This is a genomic window from Devosia sp. FJ2-5-3 (genome assembly GCF_029201545.1).
Classification (GTDB): Bacteria; Pseudomonadota; Alphaproteobacteria; order Rhizobiales; family Devosiaceae; genus Devosia.
Window position 1 is genome coordinate 1,209,651 of sequence record NZ_CP104007.1, and the last position, 16,634, is coordinate 1,226,284.

Annotated in this window: 18 protein-coding genes; 8 read left to right on the forward strand and 10 right to left on the reverse strand. The window is 63.6% G+C overall.

The features are described from left to right. Positions 1-116: 116 nt before the first annotated feature. Together N0P34_RS05770 and N0P34_RS05775 are read left to right on the forward strand one after the other, a co-directional pair. A complete protein-coding gene (locus tag N0P34_RS05770) occupies positions 117-1,160 on the forward strand; it encodes an NAD(P)-dependent alcohol dehydrogenase (protein WP_275606062.1) in 1,044 nt (347 codons plus the stop codon). Positions 1,161-1,291: 131 nt separating this feature from the next. Continuing rightward, positions 1,292-1,795 (forward strand): MgtC/SapB family protein, encoded by a 504-nt coding sequence (locus tag N0P34_RS05775; RefSeq protein ID WP_275606063.1) that lies wholly within the window; start codon positions 1,292-1,294, stop codon positions 1,793-1,795. Between the two features lie 282 nt (positions 1,796-2,077). Here the strand turns inward: N0P34_RS05775 and N0P34_RS05780 are convergent, their stop codons facing one another. Next, on the reverse strand, positions 2,078-2,524 hold the full coding sequence (locus N0P34_RS05780; RefSeq protein ID WP_275606064.1) for a hypothetical protein: 447 nt from the start codon (positions 2,522-2,524) through the stop codon (positions 2,078-2,080). Positions 2,525-2,798: 274 nt separating this feature from the next. Between N0P34_RS05780 and N0P34_RS05785 the strand changes: the two genes are divergently transcribed. Further along, positions 2,799-4,532, forward strand: coding sequence for a hypothetical protein (locus N0P34_RS05785; protein ID WP_275606065.1), 1,734 nt, complete (start codon positions 2,799-2,801; stop codon positions 4,530-4,532). Between the two features lie 35 nt (positions 4,533-4,567). On the opposite strand, the gene N0P34_RS05790 is transcribed toward N0P34_RS05785, so the two are convergent. From N0P34_RS05790 to N0P34_RS05805, 4 genes are all read right to left on the reverse strand, one after another. Then, positions 4,568-4,900, reverse strand: a complete 333-nt coding sequence (locus N0P34_RS05790; RefSeq protein ID WP_275606066.1) for an SMR family transporter — start codon at positions 4,898-4,900, stop codon at positions 4,568-4,570. Beyond that, a complete protein-coding gene (gene murD, locus N0P34_RS05795) occupies positions 4,897-6,198 on the reverse strand; it encodes a UDP-N-acetylmuramoyl-L-alanine--D-glutamate ligase (RefSeq protein WP_275606067.1) in 1,302 nt (433 codons plus the stop codon). Before murD ends, N0P34_RS05790 begins: the two co-directional genes overlap by 4 nt. Further along, positions 6,188-7,519: a hypothetical protein gene (locus N0P34_RS05800; RefSeq protein ID WP_275606068.1), complete on the reverse strand. Its 1,332-nt coding sequence runs from the start codon at positions 7,517-7,519 to the stop codon at positions 6,188-6,190. Before N0P34_RS05800 ends, murD begins: the two co-directional genes overlap by 11 nt. A gap of 110 nt (positions 7,520-7,629) precedes the next feature. After that, positions 7,630-8,019, reverse strand: a complete 390-nt coding sequence (locus tag N0P34_RS05805; protein ID WP_275606069.1) for a cytochrome c family protein — start codon at positions 8,017-8,019, stop codon at positions 7,630-7,632. Between the two features lie 230 nt (positions 8,020-8,249). Here N0P34_RS05805 and N0P34_RS05810 point away from each other — a divergent pair, with 230 nt between their 5' ends. Further along, positions 8,250-8,753: a GNAT family N-acetyltransferase gene (locus N0P34_RS05810; RefSeq protein WP_275606070.1), complete on the forward strand. Its 504-nt coding sequence runs from the start codon at positions 8,250-8,252 to the stop codon at positions 8,751-8,753. 10 nt (positions 8,754-8,763) lie between these two features. Here the strand turns inward: N0P34_RS05810 and N0P34_RS05815 are convergent, their stop codons facing one another. Next, entirely contained in the window at positions 8,764-9,654 is an 891-nt protein-coding gene (locus N0P34_RS05815) for a metallophosphoesterase (protein WP_275606071.1), read from the reverse strand. Positions 9,655-9,854: 200 nt separating this feature from the next. Here N0P34_RS05815 and N0P34_RS05820 point away from each other — a divergent pair, with 200 nt between their 5' ends. Beyond that, positions 9,855-10,328, forward strand: coding sequence for an NUDIX domain-containing protein (locus tag N0P34_RS05820; RefSeq protein WP_275606072.1), 474 nt, complete (start codon positions 9,855-9,857; stop codon positions 10,326-10,328). A gap of 176 nt (positions 10,329-10,504) precedes the next feature. Here N0P34_RS05820 and N0P34_RS05825 read toward each other — a convergent pair whose 3' ends face one another. Next, positions 10,505-11,464 (reverse strand): glutathione S-transferase family protein, encoded by a 960-nt coding sequence (locus N0P34_RS05825; RefSeq protein WP_275606073.1) that lies wholly within the window; start codon positions 11,462-11,464, stop codon positions 10,505-10,507. 359 nt (positions 11,465-11,823) lie between these two features. Here N0P34_RS05825 and N0P34_RS05830 point away from each other — a divergent pair, with 359 nt between their 5' ends. The 3 genes from N0P34_RS05830 (at position 11,824) to N0P34_RS05840 (ending at position 14,260) form a co-directional block, all read left to right on the forward strand. Continuing rightward, complete coding sequence (locus tag N0P34_RS05830; protein ID WP_275606074.1) at positions 11,824-12,372, forward strand: N-acetyltransferase; 549 nt, start codon at positions 11,824-11,826, stop codon at positions 12,370-12,372. Between the two features lie 89 nt (positions 12,373-12,461). Then, entirely contained in the window at positions 12,462-13,088 is a 627-nt protein-coding gene (locus N0P34_RS05835; protein WP_275606075.1) for a CoA pyrophosphatase, read from the forward strand. Beyond that, entirely contained in the window at positions 13,085-14,260 is a 1,176-nt protein-coding gene (locus tag N0P34_RS05840; protein WP_275606076.1) for a CCA tRNA nucleotidyltransferase, read from the forward strand. The genes N0P34_RS05835 and N0P34_RS05840 overlap by 4 nt, the downstream gene beginning before the upstream one ends. A 15-nt stretch (positions 14,261-14,275) precedes the next feature. Here N0P34_RS05840 and N0P34_RS05845 read toward each other — a convergent pair whose 3' ends face one another. From N0P34_RS05845 to hemF, 3 genes are all read right to left on the reverse strand, one after another. Continuing rightward, positions 14,276-14,473, reverse strand: a complete 198-nt coding sequence (locus N0P34_RS05845; protein WP_275606077.1) for a DUF1059 domain-containing protein — start codon at positions 14,471-14,473, stop codon at positions 14,276-14,278. Positions 14,474-14,544: 71 nt separating this feature from the next. After that, a complete protein-coding gene (locus N0P34_RS05850; RefSeq protein WP_275606078.1) occupies positions 14,545-15,690 on the reverse strand; it encodes an AAA family ATPase in 1,146 nt (381 codons plus the stop codon). A gap of 56 nt (positions 15,691-15,746) precedes the next feature. Next, entirely contained in the window at positions 15,747-16,619 is an 873-nt protein-coding gene (gene hemF, locus N0P34_RS05855; protein WP_275606079.1) for an oxygen-dependent coproporphyrinogen oxidase, read from the reverse strand. Positions 16,620-16,634 lie beyond the last annotated feature (15 nt).

Sequence of the window (16,634 nt, forward strand, 5' to 3'; positions counted from 1 at the left end):
TGATGCGAGCCCTGGTGCGACGCGGACGGCAAGTCGCTAGGATGGGCGGACTGGCAGGGATGGCGCCGATCGGCTAGCCATGGGCCTTGCTCATATTGCATTCGGAGGAGACAAGCATGGCACGGGTTCGGGCACTGGTTCTGGAGCGCCAGCATGAGTTGGCATTGCGCGACATCGATCTGCCGCTCGAAGTCGGTCCTGGGATGGTCAAGATTGCCATTCACACCGTGGGGGTCTGCGGATCGGACGTGCATTACTACACCCATGGCCGGATCGGGCCGTTTGTGGTCAACGCGCCGATGGTGCTGGGGCATGAGGCCGCCGGAACGGTCACCGAAGTGGGCGCGGGCGTAAGCCATCTCAAGGTGGGCGACCGGGTCTGCATGGAGCCGGGCATTCCCGATCCCAATTCCCGCGCCAGCCGGCTGGGCCTCTACAATGTCGACCCCGCCGTAACCTTCTGGGCGACACCGCCGGTACATGGCGTGTTGACGCCCGAAGTGGTGCATCCGGCCAATTACACATTCAAGTTGCCGGACAATGTGAGCTTTGCCGAAGGCGCCATGGTGGAGCCGTTTGCGGTGGGCATGCAGGCGGCGAGCAAGGCGGCGATCAAACCCGGCGATACGGCGATCGTGCTGGGGGCAGGGCCCATCGGCACGATGGTGGCAATTGCCGCACTGGCCGGTGGCTGCGCGCGGGTGATCGTGGCCGACCTGGCCCAGCCCAAGCTCGACATTGCGGCAAAGTATCAGGGCGTCATCCCGGTCAATATTCGCGACAAGAACCTTGCCGAGGAAGTGGGCAGACTGACCGATGGCTGGGGCGCCGATGTGGTGTTCGAGTGTTCGGGGTCGCCAAAGGCATGGGAGACGATCATGGATCTGCCCCGGCCCGGCGGGACGATCGTCATCGTCGGCTTGCCTGTGGAGCCAGTGAAGGTGGATATCGCGGCCGCATCGACCAAGGAAGTGCGGATCGAGAACGTGTTCCGCTATGCCCACCAATATGACCGGGCCATCGCGCTCATCGCATCGGGTAAGGTCGATCTCAAGCCGCTGATCTCGGAAACGTTCGCCTTCGAGGACTCGATCAAGGCATTCGACCGCGCCGTGGAGGCCCGTCCAAGCGACGTCAAGCTGCAGATTCGGCTTGGCTGAGTGACCAGATCCTGAGAGCCGCCGTCGGGCCAACGGCCCGGCGGTGAGCGGGGAGAATATTGCCGCCCTGGCGGAACCAGAAGCGGCGACGGGCAGTTTGGCAGCAAAGGTTCCTGCTCGGGGTGCGGCTCATGGAAGTCGGCAATAGTTTCGGCTTGGTCGATACTTATCTGCCCCAACACATCATCGCCATCCGGCTCGTGCTGGCGAGCATTTTCGGTGCGATCATCGGCTTCGAGCGCGAGGCGCATTCAGCCGGGGCGGGCCTGCGCACCCATATCCTGATATCGGTGGCGGCCACGCTTTTCACCATTCTCGCCTTCGAGATCTTTCACACCATCGGCCCCCAAGGCGATACCCGCGCCGATCCAATCCGCGCCGTGGAAGCGGTTACGGCAGGGATAGCGTTTTTGGGGGCAGGCGCGATCTTCCGGAGCGGCGGCGGCATACAGGGCCTGACCACGGGGGCGGGTATGTGGCTGGCCGGCGCGGTCGGCGTTGCGACGGCGTTGGGGCATTATTACGTGGCGGGAGGGGCGGCGCTGCTGGCGGTCATGGTCATGGCCAGCCTGCGGTTTTTCGCTCATCAGGTGGTGCGCCGCACCGCGCCCGAGACCGCAAGAAAAGAGCCCTGAGGGGCCGCGGGGAGAAGCAATCAATTCAACCAGGCTGCGCAGAGGGACAACGCGCTACCCGATATTTGCTTCTCCCCCCGTACGGTTGCGATCGGGAGGAAACGCAACCGCTGACCCGCGCCGGTCTCTTGGAGGTGACCCGGCGCATTCAGGTGTCGGTGGTGCAGACCGACGCCTGGGTAGGGGAGCGGAGAGTGCACTTGGGAATGCAGGGACCAGGTCAGGAGACCTATGCCGTGCAGCGCCGCTCTCCGCGAGGCATGTAACCTGTGGACGCAGGAGTTACATACCAACTGCATCCAGGCGCTGAGTGCGCGCCCAGAAACTGATGATGCCGGCCATTTCGCGCCGATAGGCGTCGAGTTCGGGCTGGCGAAAGAAGACGGCATCGGCGCCGGCTTCGTAATATTCTTCCCGTCCCGACCTGTCGGTGGGCGGGACCATGACGGCCAGTTGGACGCCATTGCGGCGCAACCAATCGCCGTGCCGCTTTGTAAAATCCCGAACGGCGCCGCTGTGGGACTTGATGTCCACAACCAGCAATTCGGGTCGATGTGCGGCAGGATCGTCAAAACAACGCCTGAGGGCCGCGAGCCCCTCGTTTTCGTCACCCAGATGCAGTGCACCTGGGCCGCCGCATTTTGCCAGCGTGCCCAGCAGGAGCCGGGCCGAATGCGCATCGTCGTCGATTACGTGGATGACGGGCAAAATGTCCAAACCGAGCAACAAGCGTACCTCTTACCCCGCGCCGCACGGGACAACACACAGGAACAAAACGGATGGTCGGCCCTGGCCTCTGCCGGCCCATCCAGAACGCAATGGTTGGTCAAATCGTCCGGATGCGGCCGAGCCGTTCGGACATCGCCGGGGTCGTCGCCGGAGACGCCGCCTCTATGGGGCCGGACTTGCCCACAAAAAAGGCAACGCCCTGTAAAATCAGTGTAAGCGGCCTTGCGTTTTACATGTTAACCCTCATTATCGAACGATGCTTGCAGAGGTGCCATTGTCAGAGGTCTCGGCCAGACGGGAAGAGATCAAGAGCGCTCTCGAGCGTATACTGGCATGGCCGGAAATCGCCCGATCCCCGCAACTGGCGCGGTTTCTCGACTATATCGTGCGCCGAAGCCTCGATGGCGAGGAGCAGTCGATCAAGGCTTATTCCATCGCCGTCGACGTGTTCGGGCGCCAGACGGATTTCGATCCCCAGGCAGACCCGATCGTGCGCGTTCAGGCGCGGCGGCTGCGCGGGCTGCTCGAGCAGTATTACGGAGGCCCCGGCGCCGACGACACTGTTCGAATCGAATTGCCAGTGGGGCGCTATGTCCCCGAATTCGTATTTCCCATAGCGTCGGGAGGGGACCAGGGCGTCGCATTGGCGCCGGTTCCACCGACGATCGAGCTTGCCTCGCGAGGACACGTCACCGTCTCATGGTTCGTGCTGCTGGTGATCGCCCTGGGCGCTGCGGCGCTGGCATTTTCGCTTTCGACATGGGGGCCGCGGCAGGAATCGCTCACTCAGGCCGCCGGGGCATTGCAGAGGCCGCGGCTGACCGTTGTCGAGTTTCAGAATTTGACGGGCGAACCGGCAAAGCTGCTCGCCGCGTCGGGCCTCGCCATGGAGGTCGTGACCGATCTCGAGGCGTTCGACACGGTCAATGTGCGCTTTGCTGGCTCTCCCGACGCGCTGGATGCAGAAGCGGTGCCGAGCGATTTCATCCTGAACGGGCTGGTGCGGCGGAATCCGGCGGAATCGGGTGGGTTGCAATATAGTGTCAGCCTGACCGACCGCTCCAGCGACAGCGTCGTCTGGAGCCGTGCCGTGTCGGTGGCCGCCCCGGCGATCGGGGACAGATGGGCGCTCGACGACGTCTCCATGGACCTGGTGGCCGCGCTGGGAAGCATGCGCGGACCGGTGCATGGACGCGCGCGTGAACTGCTGGCGCAATATTCGATCGAGGGGCAGGAAAACGCCTATCTCTGCCGCATGCTGTTCGACATCTATCGGGACACCAGCGCCTTTTCGGCGGCGGAGCGGGCGCAGGCCTGCTTCGGAAAACTGATCGAGCGCGACCGGCAGACCGGACCGGTTCTGGCGGCGGTGGCCAGCCTGACGGCCGAATTGGCCAGGGCCACGCCGCCATCGGAGCGCGCGGAGCGATTGGCGCGCGCCTCGGAGCTGATGGCCGATGCCCTGCGCAGAGCCCCCACCAATGCCTTTGTCTGGGAACAGCGCGCCCGGCTTTACGAGTTGATGGGGGAGCACGACAATGCCGAGGCGGCCTATGGCTCTTCGCTTCAGCTCAATCCAGCGAGCATGGATGCCCTGGCGGCGCGGGCTCGGCACCTGGCGCTGATCGGGCGACTGCAAGAGGCGGCGCCCATGGCCAGGCGCACGATAGAGGGGGCGCCATCTCCGCCGCGCTGGTATATGGCGGTGCCGGCGCTGGAGGCGCTCAGCAAATCCGACTACGAAGCGGCGTTGCAATATGCCGAGATCTATTCGCAGTCCGACCGGGAGCTCGGCCCGATCTTTGCGATCCTTGCGGCGCAGGGGCTGGGCGACGGGGAAATCGTCAATCTCTACCTGCCGCGCGTCCTGGAAGTGCCCAGCTTTCGGGCGAATGGGATCCTGCCCCATCTGCGCGCGCGGATTGCGGATGGCCAGTTCATCACGCGGGTGCGCCGATCCCTCGAGGCAGCAGGCGTTCAGGCGGCGGCGCTGACCGGGCCATTCTAGGCGCGTTACCGGGGCAGGCGTGGAAGCGCTTTCGTTCAGTGCGAGCTGGACTGGCTGAAAAGGTTGATGACCAGGACGCCGGCGAGGATCAGGCCGATGCCGATCAGGGCCGGCAGGTCGAGCGTCTGGCCATAGGCGAAATAGGCGATGATCGACACCAGGATGATGCCGACGCCGGACCAGATGGCGTAGCCGATGCCGACCGGAATGGTCTGCAGGGCCAGCGAGAAAAAGTAGAAGGTGATGGCATAGCCCACCACGACCACGATGGTCGGGCCAAGCTGGGTAAAGCCGGCCGAGGCGCGGAGAAACGAGGTGGCGATCACCTCGCCGACAATGGCGATGGCGAGGTAAACCGCTCCGTTCATCGCGCGATCTTTCCGAAGAGAGTGCGGCTGAGGTCGATGAAGCGGGTGCCGCGTTCCTCGAAATTCTTGAACTGGTTGTAGGACGGTGCGCCGGGCGAGAGAATGATGGTGTCGAAGCGATCGGTCTGGGTGGCAAGCCAGGCCATGGCTGCGTCGAGATCGGCGGCTTCGAAAACGGCGATCGACTGGGCGACCGCGCGGGCGGCGCAGGCGAGGCGCTCGCCGGTGACCGGCAGGGTCACGAGGGTGGTGACGCCATGGCGGGGGAGCAGGGTGGCCAGTTCGGCATAGTCCTGCTCGCGCTCGTGCCCGCCGCCGATCAGCGCGATGCGGCGGCCGGGATAGGCAGCGAGCGCGGCCTTGGTAGCCTCGGGCGTGGTGGAGATGGAATCGTCAACGACTGTCACCGCGCCAAAGACATGCTCTTCGAGGCGATGGGGCAGGGGCCGGAAGGCGGCGATGCCGGCGAGGACGCCTTCCATGGTGCCGCCGACCGCCAGCGCGATCTGGGCCGCGAGCCGGGCATTGTCCAGATTATGCGCGCCGCGCAGGCGGGAGTGGGCGGCTGCGCTTTCGATGGCCAGTTCCTGATCGGACGTGAGCTCGCTCACCAGACGGCGATGGTCGCGGACCGCGTGGGCGACTCGGGCATTGCCGCGGGCAGCCGCGCCGAGGGCCACGGCGAGATTGCCCTCACGATCGACCAGGTGAAGCTTGTCGGCATAATAGCGATCGACCGATCCGTGCCAGTCGACATGTTCGGGATAGAGATTGGTGATCGCTGCAAGATCGGGCAGGAAATCCATGTCGGCGGTCTGGTAGCTCGAGAGTTCAAGCACGACTACGGCATGCTTGTCGGCGATATCGAGAGGGGCGAGGCCGACATTGCCGGCGAGGCCCGCATCGATGCTCGAGCGATCGAGCATGAGGTGGGCCAGCGTGGCCGTGGTCGACTTGCCCTTGGTGCCGGTGATGGCGACGATGGTGCGGCCTTCGCCATAGGCCCGGCCCCAGAGATTGAGATTGGAGGTGACGGGGATGCCGGCGGCCTCTGCCTCGGCAAAGACGGGCTTGTAGCGCGAGACGCCAGGACTCTTGACGATGAGCGCGATCTTTTCGTCAGCGAAGGCGGCGGGCAGATCGGCGGGCGGGAGAAATTCGGTGTCCGGAAGATCGGCCGTGCCGCTATCGACGGTGACGTAGACTTTCAGCCCGGGCGCCCGCTCGGCGAGGAAACGGCGCGTCGACAGGGCTTCACGTCCCGCGCCATAGAGCAGGACCGGACCTTCAAACCGCATAGGCTGCGACCTTTGCGGCGAGAGCGGGTGGAAGGTGGTGGTCGTGGCTGTCGGTCAGGCATTCTGCCATGGCCAGTTGCAACTTTTCCTCGCCATATTGGGCGAAAAGATCGGCCTTGATCGCCTTCACGACGGCCGTCTGATGCCAGTCGGCATGGCGGGTGAGCGTATAGAAACACGCTGCCGCCTCAAGGATTTCTCCGACGCACTCCCAGGGCTTCTGCCCGGCAAGACCGGCCAGTTCGCGGAAGGAGCGCTCGTTTTCGGCCTTGTCGAGCAGATCCTGGCCGAAGATCGAGACGAGCCGCTCCTTGGCCATGAAGGGGGCGAAGATCAGGAAGACGAAATGGCATTTCGGGCATTCGCCGCACCAGAGCGGACCGTCATTGCCGTTGAGGCGGAAATTGCGGTTGCAGCTCGAAAAGACGCGGTCGAACTTGCCGCCCTGGGTGAAGAGCGAGGCGATGCGCGCCTCCGAATAGGGGCGCAGCAGGGAGAAGTATTTGAGCGCGCCGCCAGTGGCATCGGCGAGGATGCCGGCGATCAGGAGTTCAAAGCCGAGGGATTTGGAATGCTGGTGATTGGTCTCGCGCCCGTCGAAGACGACATTGCCCTCACTGGCCGAACGCTCATTGGAGAGCACGATCTGGTCATAACCGAACAGAACGGCGCAGAGGGAGGCGATCATCGAATTGATGGCGGTCGAGGGGACATGGCCATTGTAATAGCCCGGCTCTTTCCCCAGCCGGATCATCTCGGCGTCCAGCGTGCGGGTCACATATAGAGGCGCCTTGCCGATGGCGTCGATGGAGGTGACGATGGGGCCCTTTGGATTGACGGCGAACGGGGTGAAGTCGACCCCGACATGGCTGAGGAGATCGACGCTGACGAGGGAATCCTTACCCCCGCCAATCGGCAGGAGGCTGCGCGGGGGAAGATCCAGGGCGGGCCTTCGCGGCTCGATGTCGGTCGGGGTGTCGAGCGTCAGGCGGCCGAAACGCGCCAGATTGTTGCGGGCATAAAATTCGCCGAGGCCATTTTCATAGATGTCGATGACGAAGGCGCGCTCGGCCTCGCTGAGGGCGATTTCGGGCGCTTCGATATGGAACGGCGCGCGCAGCTTGAAATAGCTGACGCCGAGGACGAATGCGGTGAGATCGAGCAGTTTCTTGAACGCGGGTGTGGCCGCCGCGGCACTGTCCGTCACCTTCGGCAGGGTCAAGACTTCGGTGAAGCTGAGATCGCCCAGCGCATAGGGAAAGCGCGCCTCGCCGCTGGCGGGATCAAAGGAGGGGCGGAGGATGCGGAAGGTCTCGGTCACGGGCAACTCGCTGGCTTTGCACCATCATATAGGTGATTTGCCATTGCGGCGGGAGTGGGGGTCTTGCATAGCGCCCCCACGCCTTTTGCCATTGCGCGGCCAGTCAGGCGCTAGCGCGCGGGCGGCGAAGAAAAGGTGGCGAGATAGGCGATGACGTTTGCCACATCTTCGGGCTTGGACAGCCCCGTGAAGGCCATTCTGGTCCCGTTGACCACGGTACGCGGCTTGGTGATGAATTTGGTGAGCGTTTCGACGTCCCAGACGACTCCAGCCTGACCGGCTTCGATCATGCCGTCCGAATATTGAACGCCTTCGAGCGACGCCGCGGGCCGGCCGATCAAGTTGTCGAGCGCAGGAGCAGTGTCGCTTTCACCACTGAGCGAATGGCAACCTGCGCATCTTTCGTTGAAAACCGTCTCGCCCATCACCGCGTCGCCCTGCGCCGCCGTGCCCCCGACGCTGGCGATCAGGGCGGTAATGGCGATGGATGTCCGAAGCATTTTTCGACCTCCCAGACGGGATCGTATCCGGCACATCAATCCGCATTGTGACCGGCGGAGTGGGCCGTTCTCATCCGGGAATATCAGTTCGAGGTAACTCCAGCGATGCTCCGGCGTACGAGTTTGTTGCCCGGTCGTCCGAAAACGAGGGCTGCCAGTTTCCGCCCCTGTTGTTGGCAGTGCGCCATCACCACGGTAAGCTTTACCCCCCGGAATTCAGCGTGGACCCAATGATGTTATCTCATCCTGGCGCGGCCATACGTTCGGGCGTGATCGACGATTTTCCTGTGCTCGTCGATCTCCAGCGGCGGGCGTCCCTCGCCGGCTATCCCGAGCCGGTACGCAGCGTTCTGGCGGCAAATCCGGCACTGGTCGACCAGAGCTTTCGCCCCGAATGGTTCTCCGGCGATCAGGTCAGAGTGGCGATTGATGCGGAGGAGGGCATTGCCGGCTTCGCTGTGCTCGCGCGGTCCGGGGACGAGACCGAGCTCGTCGCGCTGTTCGTCGACCCCGGCCACTGGAAACGCGGCATTGGGAGGTCACTTGTTGAGGCGGCGGCCACATTGGCGTCACGGTGGGTAGAGACCGAGATTTTCGTTCTGGCCAACCCGCTGGCACTGGGTTTCTACACGTCGGTGGGGTTCGTCCATGATCGGTATGTGGACATGCGCAACGCACCCGCCGTTCCACGGATGATCCTCAAAATACCCCGGCCGCTGTCGGCGGACGACTAATCTACCGCGCTCAATAAATTCGCATCTGCATGCGCATGACGATGTCCTGGCCGAGGCGCTGGAAGCCGAATTCGCGCATGGTGCAGTGCCAGCCATCGCCTTCGCGCTCGATGCGGAAGAGATTGTAGCGGGCGGGATCGTCGATGGTGCCGCCCTGGGCGGCGCTGGCAGCGGCGACGCCGACCACCGGCACTTCGTGCTTGAGGCCCGGGATATGGTGGATCGAGGAGCGGTGCGTGTGTCCGTGCAGGACCAGCTCGGCCCCTTCCTTGGCAATCACCTGGCGGAAGAGCCTGTGGCCCTTGAGCCCGAAGGAGGGGTGCTGGAGCTCGGCGTTTGGCGGGTGATGGATGAGCACGACGCGGAAATAGCCGGCATCGCCGAGAAGTTTCAGCATGCGCTCGAGCCGGGCTGCCTGCTTTTCCTCAAAGCGACCGACGGCGAAGAAGGGAGGCGTGGGCACGGCGCTGGAACAGGAAACGATAGCGACATCGCCAACGCGGCGCACGAAGGGGAAGGCCGCGCCTTCGAGTGTCTCGCCCTGGAGGTAGGGGCCCCAGAGATCACGGGCCAGTTCCAGCGCGCCCGGCACATAGGCGTCGTGATTGCCGGGGCAGACGGCGATCTTGTCGCTTTCGCCGAGGCCGCGCAGCCAATCGCCGGCCCGCGCCACTTCGTCGGGCAGGGCAAGATTGGTGAGATCGCCGGTGACCGCGGTAAAGTCGGCGTTCTGGGCCTGCATATGGGTGACGAGGCGGGTCAGGGTCTCGCTGTTGAGCTCCCCGTGTCGCTTGAGCTTCCAATTGAGAAAGCCCGTCAGGCGCTTCCCAACAAGATTTCTGACGGATACCGCCGGCATGGGCGACAGATGCAGATCGGAGATGTGGGCGAGAGTTATCATCGGAAGGGTTTGTGCCAGATGGCCCGCCACATGAAAACGGTCAATTGCACATGGCAGCTTCTTTTCGGGTGAATGAATGGTGAGCCGGGCCTCAGAAACGCTTTGTGCCGAGGATCGGCTCCACCCTATTTGTCGCAAAACAGCTATCGACTTTTCAGCTGGAGCGTTTACCCGTGGGGCAATTGCAGGAGTGCTGCCCCATGATGAATCGGTTTCAGCGCGTGCGCGCCAAGGTCTTCCTCAACATTGTTGGGTTGATGCGACGCATGACGATCGGCACGCGCGTGATGCTGGTGGATGGCAACAAGGTTTTCCTGATCCGCCACACCTATGTGCCCGGCTGGCAGTTTCCCGGCGGCGGCATCGAGCCCGGGGAGACGGCGGAAGTGTCCGGCGCGCGCGAAGTGCTCGAGGAAACCGGCTATCGGGTGACCGGGCCGATGGAGCTCTTCGGCATCTACCACAATACCAGCCCGGTCACGAACCGCGACCATGTGCTGTTTTATGTGGCGCGCAGCCATGAGTTCGTGTTCGAGCGGAAGAAGGACCACGAGATCGCCGAGCATGGTTGGTTCGAGATCACCAAGCTGCCCGAAGGGGTGACGCCGGCGACCTCGCAACGGATCGACGAAGTGTTCGATGGTGCGCCAAGGCGGGATGTCTGGGGGTATTGAGGTTGTCGATGGTGGCCAAGTAGACCCCCACCCGGCCTCCCCCTGGCAGGGGGAGGAGAAGAGGGGCTCACTGGCGTCGTTGTCCACGATGTCATTCCCGCGCAAGCGGGAACCCCTGTTAAACGGGGGTCCCCGCTTTCGCGGGGATGACCGGTGGGATTTTTGCCCTCAGGCACTCAATCCAGAAACGGCAGTTCCGGGCCGATCGGGATGATGCGCGTGGGGTTGATGGTGGGGTGGCTCCAATAATAGTGCGTGCGGATGTGGTCGAGATCGACCGTTTCCTTGACGCCGGGCACCTCGTAGAGCGCTTTCAGATAGTGCGAGATGTTCTTGTAGTCGGCGATGCGCCGGCGGTTGCACTTGAAGTGGCCGACATAGACGGCGTCGAAGCGCACCAGCGTGGTGAACAGTCGCCAATCGGCCTCGGTGATGCTGTCGCCGGTGAGATAGGCGCTTTCGCCCAGAATATCCTCGACCCAGTCAAGGGCGGCGAAGAGCTTTGAGACCGCCTCGTCATAGGCGTCCTGGGCGGTGGCGAAGCCCGCCTTGTAGACGCCATTGTTGATGTCGTCATAAACGCGGGCGTTGATCTCGTCGATCCGGGGCCGCAGCTCTTCGGGATAGTAATCGTCCGTGTTGCCGGTCAGCTCGCTAAAGGCCGAGTTGAACATGCGGATGATTTCGGAGCTTTCGTTGGAAACGATCTTGCCGGTCTTCTTGTCCCAGAGCACCGGCACGGTGACGCGGCCGGTATAGTCGGGCTGGGCTTCGGTGTAGATCTGCCAGAGGAAATCCTTGCCGAACAGGGCGTCGCCGGTCGAGCCGGAGGCCTTGTCGAAGCTCCAGCCGGTTTCGTCCGGCATTTTGGGCGAGACGACGGAGACCGAGATCAGATCGTCCAGTTCCTTGAGCTTGCGCAGGATGAGGGTGCGGTGCGCCCAGGGACAGGCGAGGGACACATAGAGATGGTAGCGGCCTGCTTCGGCGGGGAAGCCGCCTTCGCCACTGGGGCCGGGGCTGCCGTCAGGGGTGATCCAATTGCGGAAGCCGGCATTGGAGCGCACGAATTTCCCGCCGCTCTTTTTGGTGTCGTACCACTGGTCCGACCACTTTCCGTCGATCAATTGTCCCACCTTGGGTCCCTTTCGGTCATCTTGCTGTCGGCATTGTCGGTTCACATTATCGAACCAATGCGCGAGTTCACGTGTTGGTCTTCACGTAGGCGGAATGACCGCCAGAGAAAAGGCCGCGCGGACGCAACAATGCGTTGTGCATTTGTGACACAGAGCGGCCCGGACGAGGAATTTCCGGCATGACCCACACATTCCCATTTACGCGCATCCATGCTGGTGCTAATGCGGATTCAGACGTGGAGGCGTCCAGGATGGTGAAGGTTTTGCTGGTGATCCGACGACCCTAGGCGGTCGTTAAATGCGACCCCGTGACGGCGGTCGTCTCGTTTCCCTGCGCACCTTTCCGGATCTTTTGTCCCATGACCATGTCTGCTGCGACGACGCCTGTCGCTACCCTTGCTTCTGGCCAGCCAACCGTTCGTCCCGCCACGCCCGAAGATGATGCGTTCATCGAGGATTTGCAGGCCATTGCCTTTGGCCCCGGCCGGTTTGCCCGGACCGCGTTTCGCATTCGCGAGCGGTTTCCCATCGATCCGACGCTGAGCCTCGTCTCTGAAGTCGAGGGCGTGCCATCCGGTTCGGTCTGGATGACCCCGATCAGTGTAGGCGGGATGAAGGGGTATCTGCTCGGGCCGCTGGCGACCCACCCCAATTTCCGCAAGCGCGGCGCCGGCAAGCTCTTGGCGCTGGAAGTGACGCGCCGGGCGCTGGAACGCGGCGAGGGGCATTTTGTGCTGCTCGTGGGCGATCAGGACTATTATTGCCCTCTCGGGTGGGAGATCACCACGCCCGGCGCTATCGAATTCCCCGGTCCGGTCGACACCAGCCGCGTGCTGCTCTATTCGCACGACAAGAGCCTGGCCAAGACGCTTTCGGGCGCGATCGCCGGGTTCGAGGCCGGCAAGTAAACGCGCAGAAGCACCCGAAAAGGGATGCCAATGACGCGGCGCTGGCCTAAGCTGGCGCCGCCCATGTCAAATTTGTCGATCTAGACCGCGTGTCCTCCGATTCCATCATCATCGAACGCCTGATCGCGCGGCTGCTGAGCACGGCCCCCGTGGCGCCTTCAGCTGACAGCCTGGTGCCCGACTGGGCACCGCCCCGCCCGTTCGAGCGTCCGCCCGTGCCGGCGGCGGTGCTGATCGGGCTGGTGAAGCGGCCCGAGGGGCACACGATTCTCTACACCGAGCGGTCGCCCGATCTGCGCGCCCATTCCGGGCAGGTGGCGTTCCCGGGCGGCAAGATCGATGGGGCCGATGCCGGTGCGGCTGAAGCGGCGCTGCGCGAGGCCAATGAGGAAGTCGGCATGGCGCCGGCGGATGTGCGCGTGCTGGGCTATATGCCCACCTATTATACGGGTACGAATTATCTCATTACCCCCGTCGTCGCCGAGGTGACGCCATCGGGGCCGTTCGTGCCCAATCCGGGAGAGGTGCATTCGGTCTTCGAGGTGCCCTTGCACCGTATTCTCGACGCCGACGCCTATGTGCGGCTTCGCCTCAAGCGTGGGGGTGAAGAGCTGACGAGCTGGCAGATCGACCATGATGGCCACAAGATCTGGGGCATCACGGCAAACCTGACGCGGCAGTTTCGCGAACTGGCACTGGGCGAGATTTCGGCATGATCCCCAAGAAGCTCGAGAACGCGCCCTGGCTGGCAAAACCCGAAGTGCAGGCGATTTTTTCCGTCCTGGATGGGGCAAGCGGGACGACGCGGGCCGTCGGCGGCATTGTGCGCGATACGCTGATGGGGCGGCTCGCGCCCGAGGCCGATATCGACATGGCCACCGAATTGCTGCCGGTGACGGTGATGCAGCGGGCAAAAATGGCCGGCATCGCTGTGTATCCCACCGGGATCGATCACGGGACGGTGACGCTGAGGCTGAACGATGTGTCCATCGAGGTCACAACCCTTCGCAAGGATGTGACGACCGATGGGCGCCACGCCGAGGTCGCTTTCGGCACCGATTGGGCGGTGGACGCCTCGCGGCGGGATTTTACCTTTAACGCGCTCTATTGCGGACCCGATGGCACGCTCTTCGATCCGCTGGGCGGGGCGGGCGATGCACTCAATTCCCGGGTGCGGTTTATTGGCGATCCCGCGCGCCGTATCGCCGAGGATGGGCTGCGGGTCTATCGGTTCTTCCGCTTTTCAGCGAGCCATGGCGACGAAAAGCTCGACCCCGCGGGCCTTGCGGCGTGCCAGGCGGCGGTGGGCAAGCTCGATCATATCTCCGCCGAGCGGGTCGGACAGGAAGTGGTGCGCATGCTGGGGCTGCCGCGCATCGCCCTCACCGTGGCGGTGATGGTCGAAATTGGCCTCATTGCCATCGAACGCGATGCGGTCAAGGCGCTGCTGCGCTATGAAATGCTGGGTGGGCGGCATGCTGCCACGCGCCTGGCACTTATCGCCGGAGACGATGGGAGAGCCCTTCAGGAGCGATGGCGGCTTTCCAATGCGCTGGTGGATGCTGCCAAGGCGATCGAAGACGCCGCACGGTTTATAGCTCAGGACAAGACGGCCTGGGCGGTGCATCGGCACAAGGAAATCTCGGTGGAGGGGCTGGCGCTGGCGGCGGCGCGAGGCCATTGGAGCCGGGATCGCCTCGCCGAGACCGCACGCGAAATCGCCCGCCTGCCGGAAGCTCATTTCCCGGTCTCAGGCAGGGATCTCATCGATTATGGATACAGGGCCGGGCCAGAGTTGGGAGCGGCACTGGCCCGGCTCGAGGCACTCTGGGTCGAGAGCGGTTTTACCCTGACCCAAGCGCAACTCTTGGCCCGACTGGCCCATTAACGAAGCTTTAAAGGGCTAGTGTCGGGTATCGTCATTGGCGTCGACATCGACAATGCGCTGCTTGATCCGCTCGACCATATCCGGGCGCACTTCAATTTCGCCGTTGAAATTTTTCATGTTTTCGACGGCGCGGCGTACCACTTCAGCCTCTGTTTCGGCTTCCGCGCGCCAGGTCGAGCCGGGGATCAGAGTACCGGATTCGAAGCGTTTCATGCCTTGTCTCCTTTGCTTGGATTACAGGACTAATTTAGGAAACGCCGGCCGAAATTGAAGGTTCCGGCGTCTCAATCGTCCTCGTCGGCAAAGATGCCGATATCGCTGAGGCCCTCGATCCAGCTGCCGCCATCTCGCCGGATCACCGCCCGCGGGGCAATGCCGGTTTCACTGGCAATGGCATCGGCCAGGAGGGGCGAATGGGTGACGACCCAGATTTGCGTGCGCGTCGCGGCCTTGGCGATGGCCTGCGCCAGGGCCGGCAGCAGATCGGGGTGAAGACTTGCCTCCGGCTCGTTAAGGGCAATGAGCGGGGGTAGGCGATAAGAGAGCAGCGCGCCGAGCAGGGCGAGGAACTGCAGCGTCCCGTCAGAGAGTTCGTGCTGCTCGAAGGGCCGGTTGGGAAATTCCGGGAAGACCATGGAAAAGCGCGCATCGCGCCCGGGCGGAGGGATGACGAGGCGGGCGCCGGGAAAGGCGTTGTCGATGGCCGCTTTGAGATCGATGGTGTCGCCGCGAATATGGGCGAGGGTGGCGAAGACGGCCGCAAGATTGCCGCCATCGGCGTCGAGCAGAGGTGCGGTGACCGCAAGGGCAGGGCGGCGGGGCGGGCCTTCGGGGTCGGTGCGGAAACTATGGTAAAAGCGCCAGGACGAGAGCAGGCGCCGGACGAGATCGACTTCCGGCAGCGTGCCGCGAAGGGATGAAAGCGCGGTTTCACTGCCGAGGATTGTGTCGTCGACCTGGCGGCGCTGTCCATTGTCGTCGCGATACCAGGCCGCAGCGCCCGAGCGTTCGAGCAGCGTCACATTGCGCCGGCCGAGGGGCATGGTCAGGGTTTCACGCTTGATCTGCGGCTCTTCGGAAAACACGGCCCCATATTTGGAATCGCCGAAGCCGATCTCGATGCGGTAGCGCAACGTTGCGTCGTTATCGGCGCTGTCCTCGAGCGCGCCTTCGAGACCGATGTCTATTTCGAGCCGGGGCTGTTCATTGGCTTTTCGTGCGCCGGCCCAGAGGGCGGAGCCGAGCCCCCCTTCGCGCGCCAGCGACAGGGCGAGGTCACCGGTCGCTGCCGCCTGCACCAGTTCGAGCGCCCGATAGAGATTGGTCTTGCCGACGCCATTGGCGCCGGTCAGCACGGTCAACCGGCGCACGGGCATGCGCAGGGAACGGATGGAGCGATAGCCCCGAATGGAAAAATCGCAGAGGTTCATTGCCGGCCTTTCGCCCGCCAATCTGGCTGGCGGAGGGGCAGGAGGCAAGGGCTGGCTCAGGGCCAGCGCACCGCGGGGGGCATCGAGGACAGAATGGAATTCACATTGCCACCGGTCTTGAGGCCAAAGGTGGTGCCGCGATCATAGAGCAGATTGAATTCGACATAGCGGCCGCGGCGCACCAATTGCTCGTCGCGCTCGGCCTCGCTCCAGGGTTTTTCGAAATTGCGGCGCACGAGGCGGGGATAGATGTCGTCGAAGGCTTCGCCAACCGCCCGGGTGAAGGCGAAATCGGCATCCCAGTCGCCGGAATTGAAATGATCGTAGAAAATGCCGCCAATGCCGCGGTGCTCATTGCGGTGCGGCAGGAAGAAATAGTCGTCGCACCAGGCCTTGAACTTGTCGTAGTCGACGCCCGGCCGGCCCTCGCAGGCGGCGCGCATGGCGGCGTGGAAATCGAGCGTATCGGGATCGTCCTGGGTGCGGCGATTGTCGAGCACGGGGGTGAGATCGGCGCCGCCGCCCCACCATTGCTTGCCGGTGACGATCATGCGCGTGTTCATGTGCACAGCCGGCACATGGGGGTTCCAGGGGTGGATGATCAGCGAAATGCCCGAGCTCCAGAAGGCGGTGCCCGCCTCGGTGCCCGGCATCTGCTTGGCGAAATCGTCGGAGAAATTGCCGTGCACCGTGGAAATGTGCACGCCGGCCTTTTCGAAGACCCGGCCATGGAGCATCGACATTTCGCCGCCGCCGCCGGCAGCGCGATCCCAGGGGGTGCGCTCGAACTTGCCCGGCGCCATGTCGGCATGGGGGCCGCTGACCTCGGCTTCGAGGGTTTCAAGGGACGCACAGATCCGGTCGCGCAGGGCGCGGAACCAGGTGGTGGCGGTGAGTTTCTTGGTGTCGATATCGGCTGGCAGTGTCATGGCAGGAGCAATAGG